The following is a 16,187-nucleotide window of genomic DNA, read 5'->3' on the forward strand; positions in this document are numbered from 1 at the left end:
TCGCTCGCCGTCAGAACGGGTACCACCGCACCGTCTCGTCCCCGTCCCGCAGCGACGCCACCCTGCGCCGGAACTCGGCCAGCGCCTTGGGGTTGGACGGAGCGTGCTGGGCCACCCAGGCGCAGCTCGCCGTCTCCCGGGCACCCCGCAGCACCGCACAGCCCTCCCACGCGCGTACATCCCAGCCGTACGCCTCGGTGAAGGAGTCGTACGCCTCGGCGGGCAGCCCGTAGCGGTCGCGGGAGAGGGCCATGACCACCAGGTCGTGCTCGCGCAGGTCGGCGGAGAAGGTCTCCAGGTCGACCAGGACCGGCCCGTCCGGCCCGACGTGCACATTGCGGGGCAGCGCGTCGCCGTGGATCGGGCCCGGCGTCAGACGCGGCGTCAGCGCCGCTGCCTGGGCCGCGAAGCCGTCGCGGCGCTCCCGGAGGTAGGCCGCGTCCTCCGGGTCGACCGCGTCCCCCGCGAGCCGCAGCCAGCGCTCCACCCCGCCCAGCAGATCGCGGGGCGGCAATCCGAAGGGAGGGGAGGGAAGTGCGTGCACCATGCGCAGCAGACCGGCCAGGTCCCCCGGCTCGGCGGGCCGCACGGGATCCGGCAGCCGGTGCCACACGGTCACCGGACAGCCGTCCACCAGCAACGGCTTCGGCTCGGCCGCCCGCACCGCCGGTGCGCCGGCCTCGGCCAGCCATCCGGCGATGGCCAGCTCGCGCTCGGCCCGCGGCAGCAGCTCGGCGTCCCGGCCCACCTTCACCACCAGATCACCGGCCGCGAACACCGCGTTCTCGCCGAGAGCCAGGAGCCGCGCGTCCCGGGCGGCCGGACCCGGCAGCACTCCCGCCGCGGCCAGTACGTCCCGCGCGCGTGCCTCGTCCATCGTCCTGCCTCCGTACCGTCTTCCCGTGCCCTGCGTGTCCGGTCCTCGGCCAGTCTCGCATCCGCCCTGGTCGGCCGCCGTGCGCGGGCCCGGCCGCCGTGCGCGGTCCCTTGACGAGGTACCGGGCCTTTACGACCATGAACACGCCAACCGGGGCTGGCAAAGGGGCTGATTCCGTGACATCAGTGGCCGAAGCGCGGACACCGTCGACGGGGGTGCGGCGGCCTGCCCGGCGCCGGATCGCCGGTCACGGCACCTGGTTCCTGGTCCTGCCCGCCCTCGTCCCGATCCTCGTGCTCAGCGTCGGCCCGCTGCTCTACGGCATCCTGCTGGCCTTCACCGACGCCCAGTCCGGCCGGACGGCCGCCACCCGGTGGATCGGCGCCCTCAACTTCCAGGACCTGCTGCACGACACCCTCTTCTGGGAGTCGTTCCGGATCGGCCTGGTCTGGGCGGTCGGCGTGACCGTGCCCCAGTTCCTGCTGGCCCTCGGCCTCGCCCTGCTGCTGAACCAGGACTTACGCCTGCGCGGCCTGGCCCGTGCCCTCGCGATCGTGCCCTGGGCGATGCCCGAGGTCGTCGTCGGCATCATGTGGCGGCTCGTCTACAACCCGGACGCCGGTGTCCTCAACGAGACCCTGCGCGACCTCGGCCTCGGAGCCGGCCGGGACTGGCTGAGCGGCCTGGCCACCGCGCTGCCCGCGGTCATCGTCGTCGGCGTCTGGGCGGGCCTGCCGCAGACCACGGTCGCCCTGCTCGCCGGACTGCAGAACGTCCCGCGCGAACTCCACGAGGCGGCGGCGGTCGACGGCGCGGGCGCCTGGCGCCGCTTCCGCACCGTCACCTGGCCCGCCCTCAGACCCGTGGCCCTCGCCATCACCGCGCTCCAGCTCATCTGGAACCTCAACTCCTTCGCGCTGGTCTACGTCCTCACCAACGGCGGCCCTGGCGGGAAGACCCGGCTGCCGATGCTCTTCGCCTACGAAGAGGCCTTCCGCTACGGCCAGTTCGGCTACGCGGCGGCGATGGGCTGTGTGCTCGTCGCGGTCGTCTCGGTCTTGCTCGCGGTGTTCCTGGCGGGGCGGCTGCGGGGCGGTGACGAGGCATGACGCTCACGAGGCCCGTGCGGTCCGGGCGGACCACGCCGAGGAAGCGGACCCGCCGTGCCGCCCGCGCCGGCCAGTACGCCGCCCTCCTCGGCTACCTGCTCTTCCTGGCCTTCCCCTTCCTGTGGCTGCTGTCCACCGCGCTCAAGTCCCCGCGCGAGCTGGGCAGCCTGCACCCGTCCTGGATCCCGCGCGATGCGACCCTGGCCAACGTCCGGCAGGCCTTCGCGGAGCAGCCGCTGGCGCACGCCGCCCTCAACTCCCTGCTGGTGGCGCTCGGCACCGCGGTCGTCGCCGTACTGATCGCGACCCCGATGGCCTACGTCATGGCCCGGCACCGCACCCGGCTGGCCCGGGCCGCCACGGGCTGGGTGGTGGTCAGCCAGGCGTTCCCCTTCGTGCTGCTGATCATCCCGCTGTTCCTGGTGCTGAAGAACCTGCGGCTGATCGACTCGCTGCTCGGGCTGACGCTGGTGTACGTGGTGTGGGCGCTGCCGTTCGCGCTGTGGATGCTCGTCGGCCACGTCCGGGCGGTGCCCGCCGAGCTGGAGGAGGCGGCGGCCGTCGACGGGGCCGGGCGCCTGAGAACGCTCGTGTCGGTGACGGCGCCGCTGCTCGGCCCCGGCATCGCGGCGACGGCCCTGTTCGCGTTCGTCACCGCATGGAACGAGTTCTTCTTCGCGCTGGTGCTGCTCAAGAGTCCCGCCAGGCAGACCCTCCCGGTCGTCCTCACCCACTTCATCGGCGCGGAGGGCGTGGCCGACCTCGGCCCGCTGGCCGCCGCCGCGTTCCTCGCCACCCTGCCCTCCGTGGCCCTCTTCGGGGTCCTCCAGCGGCGGATCACGGGCGGCCTGCTCGCCGGGGCGGTGAAGAGCTGATGCGGACCAGAGGCGCCACGGCCCTCGTCGTGCTCCTGCTGCTCCTCGCGGGCTGCTCCGCGGGCGGCCGCACCGACGGCGGCCCGATCACCCTGCGCTTCCAGTCCCTGGCCTGGCAGCAGGAGTCCGTCGCCGCCAACAAGGAGCTGGTCAAGGAGTGGAACGCCGCCCACCCGGACGTCAAGGTCGAGTACGTCCAAGGGGGCTGGGACGGCGTCCACGACCAGCTGCTCACCTCCTTCGAGGGCGGCGAGGCCCCGGACGTCATCCACGACGCCTCCGACGACCTCGCCGACTTCGCCTACGGCGGTTACCTCGCCGAGCTGACGGACCTGCTGCCCGCCCGGCTCAGAGCCGACATCCCGCGGAGCAGCTGGGACACGGCCACCTTCGGGGACGGCGTCTACGGCGTGCCCTTCCTCCAGGAGCCCCGGGTGCTGATCGCCGACGCCGACCGGCTGCGCGCGGCGAAGGTGCGCATACCCACACCCGGCCACCCCTGGAGCTGGGCGGAGTTCCGGCAGGTCGCCAAGCGGCTCAGCGGGCCCGGGAGGTACGGCGTGGCCTGGCCGCTGAAGGAGCCCGTCTCCGCCACGCTCAACCTGTCCCTGTCGGCGGGCGGGCGGCTCTTCCACCGGGGCGCGGACGGCAAGGTGACCGTACGGTTCGGGGACGGGGACGCGGTCGTACCGCGCACCATCCACGACCAGGTCGCCATCGACCGCAGCGCACCCGCCTCGACGCTCGGCAGCGGCGGCTCGGACACCCTGCCCGGCTTCTTCGGCGGCCGGTACGCGATGGTCCCGCTTGGCTTCTCCTACCGCCAGCAGATCGTGCAGCAGGCCCCCGAGGACTTCCGCTGGACCGTGCTGCCGGCCCCGGCGGGCGCCGACGGGCTCACCCAGGGCGTCAGCCCGCAGACGCTGTCCGTGTCCGCCGACTGCCCGCACAAGAAGGAGGCGGTCGCGTTCATCGACTTCCTGCTGCGGCCGAAGAACATGGTCCGCCTCGCCCTCGGCGACTGGATGCTGCCCACCGGCACCCAGGCCCTGAGGGACCCGGCCCTGCACACCGGCAAGTACGGCTGGGCCACCGGCACCGCCCTCGCCGCCCGGCTGCGCCCCGCGCCCGCCCAGTCCGTGCGCGGCTACCCGGAATGGAAGGACAAGGTGGCCACCCCGGCCTACCAGGAGTACTACAGCGGCGCGATCGGCCTCACCGAACTGCGCAGCCGCCTCGAAGAGGACGGCAATCTCGTGCTGGCCCGCTACCAGCGCTGAGCCACCGCCCTCCGGAATTGATTAGACGAGACGTATCGTCTCACCTAGCCTCGATGACATGACCCCAGTGACCACACCCGCTCATATCGCCATGTTCTCCATCGCCGCCCACGGCCATGTGAACCCCAGCATCGAGGTGATCCGCGAACTCGTCGCCCGGGGCCACCGGGTCACCTACGCCATCCCGCCGGCCTTCGCCGACAAGGTGGCCGCCACCGGTGCCCAGCCCGTGCCCTACACCTCCACGCTGCCCGGACCCGACGCCGACCCGGAGGCCTGGGGGACCACCCTGCTCGACAACGCGGAGCCGTTCCTGGACGACGCGATCCAGGCGCTGCCCCAGCTCATCGAGGCCTACGCCGACGACACCCCCGACCTCGTCCTGCACGACATCGCCTCCTACCCCGCCCGCGTCCTCGCCCACCGCTGGGGTGTCCCGGCGATCTCCCTCTCCCCGAACCTCGTCGCCTGGGAGGGCTACGAGGAGGAGGTCGCCGAGCCGATGTGGAAGGAGCCGCGGCAGACCGAGCGCGGTCGGGCGTACTACGCCCGCTTCCAGGCGTGGCTGGCCGAGAACGGCATCACCCAGCACCCGGACCCCTTCGCCGGCCGTCCGGCACGCTCCCTGGTGCTCATCCCGAAGGCCCTCCAGCCGCACGCCGACCGGGTCGACGAACGCGTCCACACCTTCGTCGGCGCCTGCCAGGGCGACCGCGCCGACCAGGGCGACTGGCAGCGCCCCGCGGACGCGGAGAAGGTCGTGCTGGTGTCGCTCGGCTCGGCCTTCACCAAGCGGCCCGACTTCTACCGGGAGTGCGTGCGCGCCTTCGCCGACCTGCCCGGCTGGCACGTCGTCCTACAGGTCGGCCGGCATGTGACCCGCGCCGAACTGGGCGACGTACCCGACAGCGTGGAGGTGCACAGCTGGGTGCCGCAGCTGGCGATCCTGCGGCAGGCCGACCTGTTCGTCACGCACGCGGGCGCCGGCGGCAGCCAGGAGGGGCTGGCCACCGCCACGCCGATGATCGCCGTACCGCAGGCGGTCGACCAGTTCGGCAACGCCGACATGCTCCAGGGCCTCGGGGTCGCCCGGCACCTGCCCGCCGGGGAGGCCACCGCCGACCGCCTCCGCGAGGCCGCCCTCGCCCTGGTGGACGACCCGGAGGTCGCCCGTCGACTGGGGGAGGTGCAGGCGCAGATGGCCCAGGAGGGCGGCACCCGGCGGGCGGCCGACCTCATCGAGGCCGAGCTGCCCGGCCGGGGTCAGAGGTAGGCGGTGGTGTCCAGCCGGGCCTTGTAGATCACCGCGCCCCGCCGGGCCCGGGGCACACCGCTCACGTTGAAGTGGACGTACTGCGTCCCGAAGGCGTTGCCGCCCGGCACCGCACCCGTCCACATCTGCTCGCCCGAGACGTGGTGGACATACGACTTCACCAGCTTGCGCGTGTGCAGGGTGGTCGGCCGCATGGTCGACTTGTCGACCGAGTAGACGCCGTTGGTGTCGGTGACCAGGAGCCGGCCGGGGTGCTGGTGGTCCGGCTGGAGGTCGTGCGGGTGGTGGAAGCCGGTGAGACGGCGGGCGGTGTCCTCCACCAGCTTGGCCGAGCTCGCCGTCGTCACGATCCGGTACGCCGTCAGCACCGAGCCGCCCGCCGCCCACATCCGCTCCAGCTGCGGGTCCCACAGCAGGCCGTGCGCCTGGTGGAAGGGGATCGGCGAGCCCGCGCGGACCAGCGAGCTGCTGTGGCTGCCGGTGGGCCGGAAGACGTGCAGGCTGCCGCCCTTGGCCTGGCCGCCGCCCGGTCCCTTGCTGCGCCCGGCCACCACGACCACGCCGGTGCCGCGGGCGCGCTCGATGGCGTGCGGGTAGTTGGGGATGTTCGCGGACCACAGCAGCTTCTTGTCCCGGCGCCGGTAGATGCTCGCCGTCCCGCTGTCCGGGGTGCCGGTCACGGCGAGCAGGATCTGCCCGTCGCCGCTCGTGTCGCGGAACCGGTGCTCCATCGGATGGCCCGAACCCACCGGGTTCAGCTGCCACTTGATGTTGGCGTCGGTGAACGGCCTGTTGCGGTCGAAGAGAAAGATCTTCCCGGAGTTCACGTCCCCGATGAGCACGTTGAACGCCGGGGGTGCCGCCGCGTGCGCGGGGGCCGCGGTCAGCAGTCCGGCCGCGGGCACGGCCAGCGCGCCCTTCAGCAGACTCCGCCTGCCCAGCCCGCTCAGCCTGTTCGGCCCGTTCAGCGCGTCCATGTGGTTCTCCCCCCGTACGGTCGTGTCCGTCCGGACAGAGAGAAGCCGCACAGGGCCCGTCGGTTCCCACGGAAACCGACGGGCCCCGCGTCAACGGGCGGAATCAGACAGTCAGTCGCTCGCCACGGTCGGCTACCGGCGGGGCGGCCGGCTCCGGCGCCTCGTCGTGGGTGAGGTCCGGCAGCCGGTGCAGCCACTTCGGCAGGTACCAGTTGCGCTCGCCGAGCAGCGCCATCACCGCCGGCAGCAGCACCCCGCGGATGACCGTGGCGTCGATCAGCACCGCCGCGGCCAGGCCCACGCCCATCTGCTTCATGGACTGCATGGACAGCGTGCCGAAGATGGCGAAGACGGCGACCATGATGACCGCGGCGCTGGTGACGACCCCGGCCGTGGTGACCACGCCGTGCCGGATCGCGTCCTTCGTCGTACGGCCGCGCATCCGGGCCTCGCGGATCCGGGAGACCACGAACACGTGGTAGTCCATCGACAGCCCGAACAGGATCACGAAGAGGAACAGCGGCAGCCAGGTGACGATCGCGCCGACCCCCTCCGCGCCCACCAGCGAGGCACCCCAGCCGTGCTGGAAGACGGCGACGAGGATGCCGTACGCGGCGGCCACCGACAGCAGGTTGAGCACGATCGACGTGAGCGCGACGGTCAGCGACCGGAACGACAGCAGCATCAGCAGGAAGGCGAAGACGACCACGAACACGAAGACCGGGACGACGGAACCCATCAGCTGGTCGTTGAAGTCGTGGTTGCCCGCGACCTGACCGGTCACCGGTGCCTGCACGCCGTCGACCTTGCCGAGGGTGGCGGGCCGCACCTCGTCGCGCAGCTTCTCCAGGCTCGTGGTCGCCCGGTCCATGTCGGAGCCGCCGACCAGCGGTACGGACACGACGGCGACGTTCTGCGCGTCGTACAGCTTGATGTCGACCGGGCCGCGCGAGGCGCCCGAGGAGACCGCCTGCTTCCTGAAGTCGGCCAGCGCCTGCCGTACCTCGGGGGCGCCCACGTCCTTGGCCTTGACGACGACCTGGGCCGGTTCGCTGCCGCCGGGGAAGGCGTCGTTGAGGCGGTTGTACGTCTGCACCATGGGCAGCGAGTCGCCGAACTCCTGGTCAAGGGTGAGCTGCTGGGTCTTCATGCCGAGCGCGGGCGCGGCGACCGCCAACAGCGCACCGGCCGCGACGAGGACCGAGACCAGCGGCTTGGCCAGCACGCCCCGCAGCACGGCCGTCCAGAACCGGCTCTCCCCGTTCCCCCGGCGCTTGCGGCGGCCCAGGAACGGGATGCGGCCCTTCTCGACCCGCTCGCCGAGCAGCGACAGCAGCGCGGGCAGCACGGTCACCGAGCCCACCATGGCGACCGCCACAACCATCAGCGAGGCCAGGCCCATCGCCTCGAACTCGGCGAGCCCGGTGAACAGCATGCCGGCCATCGCCACGCACACCGTGACACCGGAGACGATGACCGCCCGCCCGCTGGTGGCGGCGGCGATCCGCAGGGCGGTGCCCGGGTCCCGGCCGGCCTCCCGCTCCTCGCGCTCGCGGCGCAGGTAGAACAGGCAGTAGTCGACGCCGACGGCCATACCGACCAGCAGCATCACGGAGTTGGCGGTGTCGCTCATCGGCTGGAGGTGGCTGACCAGGCCCATCAGGCCCATCGTCGCCATGATCGCGGTGATCGCCAGGGCCACCGGCAGCAGCGCGGCCACCAGCGCGCCGAACGCGATCAGCAGGATGCCGAGGGCGACCGGCACCGCCGAGTACTCGGCCTGCTGGAAGTCGTCCCCGAAGGCGTCCTTGTACTGCTTCTGCATGCTGGCGCCGCCGATCTCCTCGATCCGCAGGCCGGCGTGGTCCTTCTGCACCCCGGCGACGGCGTCCAGCACCGGCTGGATCCGGTCGGCGGCCGTCTCCGCCTCCCCGCGCAGGTCGAACCGGACCAGGGCGCTGCGCCCGTCCCGGGAGATGGTGTGCGTGTCGTACGGCGAGGTCACGTCCGTCACCCGGCCGGTGCCCTCGACGGCCTTCACCACGTCGGTGACGGCCGCGCGGAACGGGGCGCTGTCCGCCTTGACGGCGCCGTCCTTCGCCTGGATCAGGACGGTCTCCCCGGCCGGCTCCTTGATCCCCGCGTCATCGATGATCGTCGCGGCGGTGTGTGTCTCGCCCTTGAGCTGGTCGCTCTCGGTCACGTCGACCCGGCCCGCCGCCGAGCCGAGCCCCATCGCCAGGACGACGAACAGCACCCATATGCCGACGGCCGCCCAGCGGTGCCGGGCGCTCCAGCCGCCGGCGCGGGCGGCCAGCCCCCGCACCCGCACCTCTGTGTTCCCCATGACGGGTCTGCCCCCCTCGTGTGCGGTGACGGCCCCCTGCCCTCACCTGTGTGCTTGCTCCGGTTCGACGGTAGGGGCCGGACAAAAGCGTCTCGTCGTACTGTCCGGTGAACTGTGCGGGGCCTGGATCACCGCAGGGGAGGACGGGGCCCCTTACATCTATCGCCGCATCTCGGGGGCGAGTCTCGGGGGTCGAGTCTTGGGGCGAGTCTCCGGGGCCCGGTGCCCGATCCGCCGACAGGGATCCCGTTTGTGATGACGAAAGCTTGTTGAACAAGTCACAGCTGCGTGTAGGAGTTGAACCGCCCCCCGTTGATCAGCGAGAGTTTCGCGCAACCCGGCGTACGCCGGGCGCGGCCGTCGTGCCCGCCCCCACGGGGCACGACGGCCGCACCTCCGCCACCGGGTGCCGGCGCCGCGCGTCGGACGCGTGTGCGAGGCTCTGCGCCATGCGCTACATCATCATCGGAGCCGGCGCGGTCGGCGGTACCGTCGGTGGCCGGCTGGCCCAGGCCGGGCGTGAGGTCGTCCTCGTCGCCCGTGGCCGGCACCTGGCCGCCCTCCAGGAGAACGGGCTGCGACTGCGGGTCCCCGAGGGGGAGTTGACGTACCGTCTGCCCGCCGTCGACGGGCCGGGCCCGCTCGGCGGGCTGCGCGCCGACGACGTCCTGGTGCTCGCCGTGAAGACCCAGGACACCGTGGCCGCCCTGGACACCTGGGCCGACGCGCCCGTGGCCGGCGGCGGCACGGCGGCCGAGCGGCTGCCGCTCGTCTGCCTGCAGAACGGCGTCGAGAGCGGTCGGCTGGCGCTGCGCCGCTTCCGGCACGTGTACGGCGTCTGCGTCTGGCTGCCGTCCACCTTCGTGGAACCCGGCGTCGTCTCCGCCGCCGGCGCCCCGCTCACCGGCATCCTGCACCTCGGCCGCACCCCGCACGGAACCGACGACACCGCCCGCCGGATCGCCGCCGACCTCGCCCAGGCGCACTTCGAGGCGCCCGTGGTGCCCGACGTGGCCCGCTGGCAGTACGCCAAGCTGCTCGGCAACCTCGGCAACGCCCTCGAAGCTGTCGGCGGACCCGTGGCGAGCGAGGCCGCCCAGGCCCTGCTGGCGCGCGTCCGGGCCGAGGGCGAGGCGGTGCTCGACGCCGCCGGGATCCCGTACACCGGCGCGGAGGAGCAGCGCGCGGCCCGCGGGGACAAGGTCACCCTGGTCCCGCTGGACGGGACCCCGCGCGGCGGCGGCTCCTCCTGGCAGTCCCTCGTCCGGGGCACCGGCACCATCGAGGCGGACTACCTCAACGGTGAGATCGTCCTGCTCGGCCGGCTGCACGGCGTCCCGACCCCGCTGAACGAGCTGCTGCAACGCCTCGCGAACCAGTTCGCCCGCGAGCACCGGGCGGCCGGTTCGATGCCGGTCGCCGAACTGGTGCGGCTGGCCGACGAGGCGGTGGCGCAGGGGAGTTGACGGTCGGCGGGCAAGTGGGCCAAGGAAAGGGAGGGGGATTGGGCCGGGGCGCTGTGCCACCGGCGCACTAGCGTCACCGTCATGACGCACAGCACCGACACCCGTACCGACACCCGTACCGAGACCGGTACCGAGACCGGTACCGACACCGACTCCCGGACCCTCGCCGTCCCCACCCGGATCGACTTCTTCTTCGACCCGGCCTGCCCCTTCGCCTGGATCACCTCCCGCTGGCTGCTGGAGGTCGAGCGCCTGCGCCCGCTCGACCTCCGGTTCCGGGCGATGAGCCTGTACCTGCACAACGCTGGGAACGAACTGCCCAACTGGTACCGGGACTTGGTGGACCGCTCGATCGGCCCGGTGCGGGTCGCCGTGGCCGCCGCCGAACGGTACGGCGACACGGTGCTGCGCGACCTGTACACCGCGTTCGGCACCCGCATCCACGAACAGGGCGTCAAGGACTTCGACACGGTGATCACCGAGTCGCTGGCCGAACTCGGGCTCCCCGCCGAGCTGTCCGCCGCCGCCCACGACCCGGCGCACGACGACGCGGTCCGCCGCAGCCACGAGGCCGGCGCCGAGCCGGACACCGGCGGCTACGTCGGCACCCCCACCCTCCACCTCGACGGCACGGTGTGGTTCGGACCGGTGCTGCGCGCCGTACCGCGCGGCGCCGAGGCGGCCGAACTCTTCGACAGCTTCCGGGTGCTGGCCCGCCACCCCGACCTGTTCGAACTGAAGCGCACCCGCACCGGCGCGCTCCGGTTCGACTGACCCGAAGCAGGGTTGGCCGATAAACGCCCCTCCGGCGGGCCGGCCGCGCCGCACGTGTGACACGGCAGCCCCGACCGGCGCAGAAGGAAGAGCCGCCGCGGTCCGACGTCACAGGGGAGCGCCGGACCGCGGCGGCCGTTACCACACGCCCGCCTCCCGGCACCGCGCCTCACCGAACCACGCGACAAACCCGCGGCGTTGTCCCTAGGGTGAAACGCGCGGAACGCCTGAGGGGGACGGACGGATGAGTGTGACCGGCAGACCATTGCCGTCGTTGCCGCAGTACCGCAAGGACGGGGTGACCCGGCGCCTGAGCGCCTCGGTGCACCTCGACGACGACTTCGCCCTGTACGTCGACCGGGTGCTCACCGGAGACCGGCTGAACGCCCTGGGGCTGAGTCTCAACATCAACTTCGTCGCCCTCGCCCGGCACGCCCGCGTGGCCACCCTCCGCCGCGCCGCCCTCGACCGCCGGCTCGCCTGCCTCCTGGCGGCCGTACCCCTCACGGTCCTCGTCGGACTCTGGGGGCTGGTCAACGCACGCCCGTCACTCGGATGGGTGGCGATTTTCGGCCCTCTCGGGGCCTACGCGGTCGCCTGGACGCTGGTCCGCCACACCGAGGCCCGCAGCCGCGACACGGCCCGGAACGTGTTCCTCTCCGCCGAGAAACCCGAACAGACGGCACCCCCGGTGGAACCCGAGGCCGAGGCCGCGCTGCACGACCTCAAACGCGCCAACGTCCTGCCGTACGCCGACGAGGCCGCCTACACCTCGCCGTTCGTCGGCAGCGGCGACAAGATCAAGGAAGTCGTCTGGCAGCCCATCGACATCAGCAGACCCGCCGACGCACCCGGCGGCGGCAAACTCCCGCTGCGCCCGTTCGACGTCATCGACCTGCACACCTACGTGGCACGGCAGATGGAGAACATCTCCGGGCTCCAGGGCCTGCGGGCCAGGAACCGGCTCTACGTCCGCGGCAGCAACGCCCACCTCATACCCGAGCTGGTGCCCGACCCCACCCGGCGGCCCCGGGCCCAGATACCCAAGCAGCTCGTCCAGGCAGGCCTCCAGACACCGGGGGCCGGCATGCGCACCCACCTGTGCCTGGAACGGGTCGGCGAGGGCGGCCGGCTCATCGTCTCCATGTACCTGCGGGCGATCCTCCAACACCCCAGCCTCACCTGGGAGGTGGCCGCCTACGCGATACCGCCGCTGGACGGCCGTTTCCACCGCGTCGACCGGCTCCCCGTGGCGCCCTTCGAACGCTGGTGGTCCCTGGTCCGCCACGCCACCCGGCGCACCGGACCCGAACTGCGCGGCTCCCTCGGCCGCATCCTGCGGCGCCGGCGCTGGCAGCGCGACCACGACCGGTACCTGGCCAGGACCCGCCGCGCCATCACCAAGCAGCACGTCCGCCACGACTACGGCGCCACCGGCAGCCTGCGCGAGGACCTCGGTGCCTGGGACGAGGCCGGCTACATCGAACGCACCGACGCGCAGGACTACCTGTTCCGGCTCCAGCAGGGCGTACTGACCGCCACGGAACGGTTCCTGCGCGACCACAACATCGACACCAGTTCGTTCGACAAGGCCGTACAGGTCATCAACACGCAGACCTACAACATCGGTAACGTCAGCGGCCCCAGCAACTTCGGCGCGCACGGGACGATCCTCCTGGGCGGGCAGCAAGGGCCCGGCCCCCAGGGCGGCCCGGGAGCCCAGGGCGGCCCCGGGCCCGCGGGATCCGGACCGCCCGCGCCGAAGCCGTAACCCCCAGCCATCTCCACGACTCCTCCGGCCCGCAAGCCAGGCGCCGGAGCAGAAGCGAGGACAGGACATGAGCACCTACAACTTCGGCAACGTCAACGGCCCCGCCAACTTCGGCGACCACGGCCAGATCCAGATCAACCACGCCCACCCCGACCTGCCGACCATGATGGACCTCGCCCAGCGGCTCACCGACACGCTGCGCGCCGAGTACCCGCACCTGGTGCCCCAGGGCGAGATCATCCAGGCCCAGTTCCAGGAGTCCGCCGACGACGGCCTGCCGCCGAACCGCGGCCGGATCCGGTCCGCGCTGGAGACCATCGCCATCGCGGCGTCGGCCGGGACCGGCAGCCTCGCCTTCACTCAGCAACTCATCAACGCCCTCGGCCTGTGAGCGGCCGGAGCCCCGCCGCCACGGGGCTCCGGCCCAGGGACGTCACCGCGCCCGCACCACCGCGCGGACACCGCCGCCGAGGTCCAGGTCCAGCCCCGACCGCAGCGGCACCGTCTGACCGGGCTCGATCTTCTGCACCGTGCCGTCGGAGCGGGTGCCCGTCCAGGTCTCCCGCGAGCGGTTGGCGAGCCCGAACCGCCCCGGCTTCTTGGGGTGTTCGACCAGCTCCGCGACGAGCGCCGCGTCCGAACAGTCGTGGCGGGCCGGCTCCGGCAGCAGGTGATGGACCTGCACCCGGGCGGCTCGGCGCAGCCGGATGTGGTGCTCGGTGCGGGGCGGGGGAGTGGTCACCGTCAGCCGTGGCGGCAGCACCAGGCGGGCCTTGCAGCCCCAGCAGTCCCGCGGCGGCGGGTTCTCCCCCGGCTCGGTCATGTTCTGCCGCCCGCACGAGGCGCACTCGACCACCGAGTCCAGCACCGCCCGCAGCGCGTCACGCCACTCCGACTCCCGGACCCGGGCCGCCGGATCGCGCAGCCCGGTGGTGAACGACCGCCGGAACAGCTCCCGCAGCCTCTCCGCCGCCGCGTCCCAGGTGGCCAGCACCGTCGCGTGCTCCATCGGGTCCGGCGCGTTGGCGTCGTCCGCCGGGTCGAAGACGAACAGCGGGCTCTTGCCGTACAGCTTGCGCTCGGCCGCCTCGTCCAGGCAGTGGATGCCCAACTCGCGCCTGCCCTTGAGCGGGTGGTGGTTCATCAGCAGCATGAACAGCAGTACGGCGAGCGAGTGCAGGTCGGACTGGGTGCCGGGGCGCGCGCCCGGATCCCCGCGGACCAGCTCCGGCGCCATGAACTCCATGGTCCCGGAGATGCCGGTGGCGTCACCCTCCACCACCGCGTTGTCGTTGTCGCAGACCAGGACGTCACCGGTGTCCGGGTCGAAGAAGATGTTCCCCCAGGAGATGTCCCGGTAGGCGATGCCCCGCGAGTGCAGCGCCTGATAGGCCTCCACCGTGTACAGGCAGGCCGTCAGCAGAGCACGCGGGCTGGTGCGCAACTGCCTCCGGAACAGCGCCGGGAGACCTTTGTAGCGGTCCGGGCGCAGCCCCATCAGATAGCCGAACGAGCCGCGGTGCGCCGGCACGAAGGCCTCCGGCCACAGGAACCGGTCGTCGGCGAAGTCCCGGGTCACCAGCTCCCGTACGATCGCCTCCTGGTCCGTGGTCGCGAGGGTCGGGTAGTACCACTTCAGCGCCCGCTCCCCGTGCGGCGTCCGGACCCGGTACACCTCGCCCTGGCCGCCCGCGCCGAGAAAGTCCAGGATCTCGACGTCATCGCCGTTCTCCGCCACGAGGCGCGTCCCGCCATCGAGCATGCCGCTCATCTACGTCTCCGTCTTCCGTTCCATGTCCACATCGCCCCCGGCCGGGCCGGGTTCCGCCCGGGCGTCCGCCGCGGTCTCCGCCGCGCTCCGCTGCGAAGACTCCTCGAGGGGCTTCTCCGGGGTGTCCTGCGGGGTCTCTTCCGGCCGTACCGCCGCCGCCAGGGTCGTGTCGTCGCCGGAATAGCGGGACGCCTCGGTGAGCCAGTCCGGGAGGGAGCTGCGGATGCCCGCGCTGCCCTCCTCGGTGAGGCGGGCGGACAGGCCCCTGACGAACTCGGTGTACCCGTCACCCGAGGCGAAGCTCTTCGACAGGCCGTCCGTGGAGAGGACGACCAGCCGCGGGGCCCGGGCCTCCTCGAACAGCGGTGCCCAGTGCATCCGCATCGACCGCCACGCCTCCCGCCCGCACAGCGACTCGGTCTCGTCGCCCAGGTCCTCCTCGGCGGGCGCGAGCGGACGGATCAGCGTGCCGTCGTGCTCGACCACCGCGAGGTCGCCGTCGCCGATCTGCCAGGCCACGAACAGCCACGGCGTGAGCACCGCGCCGATCAGCGTGGTGCCGTAGAGGACCAGCTTCTCCTCGGGCCCCGGCTCCCGGGAGGCCTCCTCCACCACCGGGCGGTTCCGGTCCCAGTGGCCGAGGGCGTCCTGGCGCCACTCGTGGACCAGGGCCCGCGGGAAGTCGTCCCGGGCATAGGTCATCAGCCGGGTCAGCCGCCCCGGCTCATGGCAGTCGCGCGCCGCCCGCCCGAACGTGGCGGCCAGCGCCAGGAACCGGTCCACGGCGAACCGCGCGCCCAGCGCGCTGCGCGCGTGCACCGCCGAGCCGTGCCCGTCGGCCACCGCAAGCACCAGCGGGTCGGCCCCGGTCCCGGCGCCCCGGCACTCGTACCAGTCCTGGTTGCGGCGCTTGCCCACGCCCTGGACGCTGCCCGCCAGCGTCTCCCACCGTCGCACCCCGAGCGTCACCACACGTCGTCGTCATCGTCGTCGTCCAGCACCGGCGGCGCGTACGGCTGCTTGGCCGTGCTCACCCCGGAACCGTCACCGGCGACCGGCTGGGACGCCGCCTTCACGGCCGCCGTCGACGCCCAGCGGATCGCCGCCGCCAGCTGCTTGGGGCTGTTGGCGTCCAGCGGTTGCAGCTCCGGGTTGCCGAGGAACTCCTGGAGCACCCCACGGTCCGCGTCCGCGCCGATCGCGATGGCCACCCGGACCGCCTTGCGGCCCCACGGGGTGGCGTCCACGGCCTTCAGGCCCGCCTTCCAGTCGTCGGTGGGCACCCCGTCCGACACCAGCGCCAGCACCGGCTTCAGCGCCCGCTGCGGCATCGGCGGGGTCTGTAGCTCGCGGGCGACCAGGTGCAGCGCCTCACCGAGGTTGGTCATGCCGTCGACCTGCACGTCCTGCCAGGTGAAGTCGTCCACCGGGACCGGAGTCTGGTGGTGCCACTGCGCGGTCGTGGAGAAGGTGACCGTCCGCAGCAGCAGTTGCGCCGCGGGGTTGTCGTGGGCCACCGACCGCATCTCCGGAACGGCTTCCCTGATGGCGTAGTTCAGCTTGGCGATCTTCTCGCCGTGCATCGAGAACGAGCAGTCCAGCAGCCAGATGAAGTGGACCGGCCGGTTGGCCATCGGCCCGCCGGGAATGTCACTCACGCCGCGGTT

14 protein-coding genes are annotated in these 16,187 nt (G+C 72.6%); 8 read left to right on the forward strand and 6 right to left on the reverse strand.

Annotated features, from left to right (window positions below; translation table 11 throughout):
* Positions 1–10: 10 nt before the first annotated feature.
* On the reverse strand, positions 11–877 hold the full coding sequence (locus ACZ4U1_RS12485; RefSeq protein WP_467902594.1) for a phosphotransferase enzyme family protein: 867 nt from the start codon (positions 875–877) through the stop codon (positions 11–13).
* A gap of 176 nt (positions 878–1,053) precedes the next feature.
* Between ACZ4U1_RS12485 and ACZ4U1_RS12490 the strand changes: the two genes are divergently transcribed.
* From ACZ4U1_RS12490 to mgt, 4 genes are read left to right on the forward strand one after another with little or no spacing between them, the layout of a single operon-like run.
* Complete coding sequence (locus tag ACZ4U1_RS12490) at positions 1,054–1,986, forward strand: carbohydrate ABC transporter permease (RefSeq protein ID WP_467902596.1); 933 nt, start codon at positions 1,054–1,056, stop codon at positions 1,984–1,986.
* Entirely contained in the window at positions 1,983–2,861 is an 879-nt protein-coding gene (locus ACZ4U1_RS12495) for a carbohydrate ABC transporter permease (RefSeq protein ID WP_467902597.1), read from the forward strand. The genes ACZ4U1_RS12490 and ACZ4U1_RS12495 overlap by 4 nt, the downstream gene beginning before the upstream one ends.
* Complete coding sequence (locus ACZ4U1_RS12500) at positions 2,861–4,141, forward strand: ABC transporter substrate-binding protein (RefSeq protein WP_467902598.1); 1,281 nt, start codon at positions 2,861–2,863, stop codon at positions 4,139–4,141. Before ACZ4U1_RS12495 ends, ACZ4U1_RS12500 begins: the two co-directional genes overlap by 1 nt.
* A gap of 58 nt (positions 4,142–4,199) precedes the next feature.
* Positions 4,200–5,414 (forward strand): macrolide-inactivating glycosyltransferase, encoded by a 1,215-nt coding sequence (mgt, locus tag ACZ4U1_RS12505; protein WP_467902599.1) that lies wholly within the window; start codon positions 4,200–4,202, stop codon positions 5,412–5,414.
* Here the strand turns inward: mgt and ACZ4U1_RS12510 are convergent.
* Together ACZ4U1_RS12510 and ACZ4U1_RS12515 are read right to left on the reverse strand one after the other, a co-directional pair.
* Positions 5,405–6,391: a hypothetical protein gene (locus ACZ4U1_RS12510; RefSeq protein ID WP_467902600.1), complete on the reverse strand. Its 987-nt coding sequence runs from the start codon at positions 6,389–6,391 to the stop codon at positions 5,405–5,407. The genes mgt and ACZ4U1_RS12510 overlap by 10 nt on opposite strands.
* Before the next feature lie 103 nt (positions 6,392–6,494).
* Complete coding sequence (locus ACZ4U1_RS12515; RefSeq protein WP_467902602.1) at positions 6,495–8,738, reverse strand: MMPL family transporter; 2,244 nt, start codon at positions 8,736–8,738, stop codon at positions 6,495–6,497.
* Between the two features lie 449 nt (positions 8,739–9,187).
* On the opposite strand from ACZ4U1_RS12515, the gene ACZ4U1_RS12520 reads away from it, so the two are divergent.
* The 4 genes from ACZ4U1_RS12520 to ACZ4U1_RS12535 all read left to right on the forward strand — a co-directional run bounded on the left by ACZ4U1_RS12520 (position 9,188) and on the right by ACZ4U1_RS12535 (position 13,140).
* Positions 9,188–10,204, forward strand: a complete 1,017-nt coding sequence (locus ACZ4U1_RS12520) for a ketopantoate reductase family protein (RefSeq protein ID WP_467902604.1) — start codon at positions 9,188–9,190, stop codon at positions 10,202–10,204.
* Between the two features lie 81 nt (positions 10,205–10,285).
* Positions 10,286–10,978 carry a mycothiol-dependent nitroreductase Rv2466c family protein gene (locus ACZ4U1_RS12525; RefSeq protein WP_467902605.1) on the forward strand — a complete coding sequence of 231 codons (693 nt, stop codon included), beginning with the start codon at positions 10,286–10,288 and terminating at the stop codon, positions 10,976–10,978.
* Positions 10,979–11,222: 244 nt separating this feature from the next.
* Positions 11,223–12,749: a hypothetical protein gene (locus ACZ4U1_RS12530; RefSeq protein ID WP_467902607.1), complete on the forward strand. Its 1,527-nt coding sequence runs from the start codon at positions 11,223–11,225 to the stop codon at positions 12,747–12,749.
* 67 nt (positions 12,750–12,816) lie between these two features.
* On the forward strand, positions 12,817–13,140 hold the full coding sequence (locus ACZ4U1_RS12535; RefSeq protein ID WP_467902608.1) for a hypothetical protein: 324 nt from the start codon (positions 12,817–12,819) through the stop codon (positions 13,138–13,140).
* 42 nt (positions 13,141–13,182) lie between these two features.
* Here ACZ4U1_RS12535 and ACZ4U1_RS12540 read toward each other — a convergent pair whose 3' ends face one another.
* The 3 genes from ACZ4U1_RS12540 to ACZ4U1_RS12550 are packed head-to-tail and all read right to left on the reverse strand — an operon-like array spanning position 13,183 to position 16,154.
* On the reverse strand, positions 13,183–14,520 hold the full coding sequence (locus ACZ4U1_RS12540) for a protein kinase domain-containing protein (protein ID WP_467902610.1): 1,338 nt from the start codon (positions 14,518–14,520) through the stop codon (positions 13,183–13,185).
* Positions 14,521–15,492: a PP2C family serine/threonine-protein phosphatase gene (locus ACZ4U1_RS12545; protein WP_467902611.1), complete on the reverse strand. Its 972-nt coding sequence runs from the start codon at positions 15,490–15,492 to the stop codon at positions 14,521–14,523.
* Positions 15,486–16,154 carry a vWA domain-containing protein gene (locus ACZ4U1_RS12550; RefSeq protein WP_356160178.1) on the reverse strand — a complete coding sequence of 223 codons (669 nt, stop codon included), beginning with the start codon at positions 16,152–16,154 and terminating at the stop codon, positions 15,486–15,488. Before ACZ4U1_RS12550 ends, ACZ4U1_RS12545 begins: the two co-directional genes overlap by 7 nt.
* Positions 16,155–16,187: the final 33 nt, after the last annotated feature.

Source organism: Streptomyces sp. NPDC028928 (genome assembly GCF_055564915.1).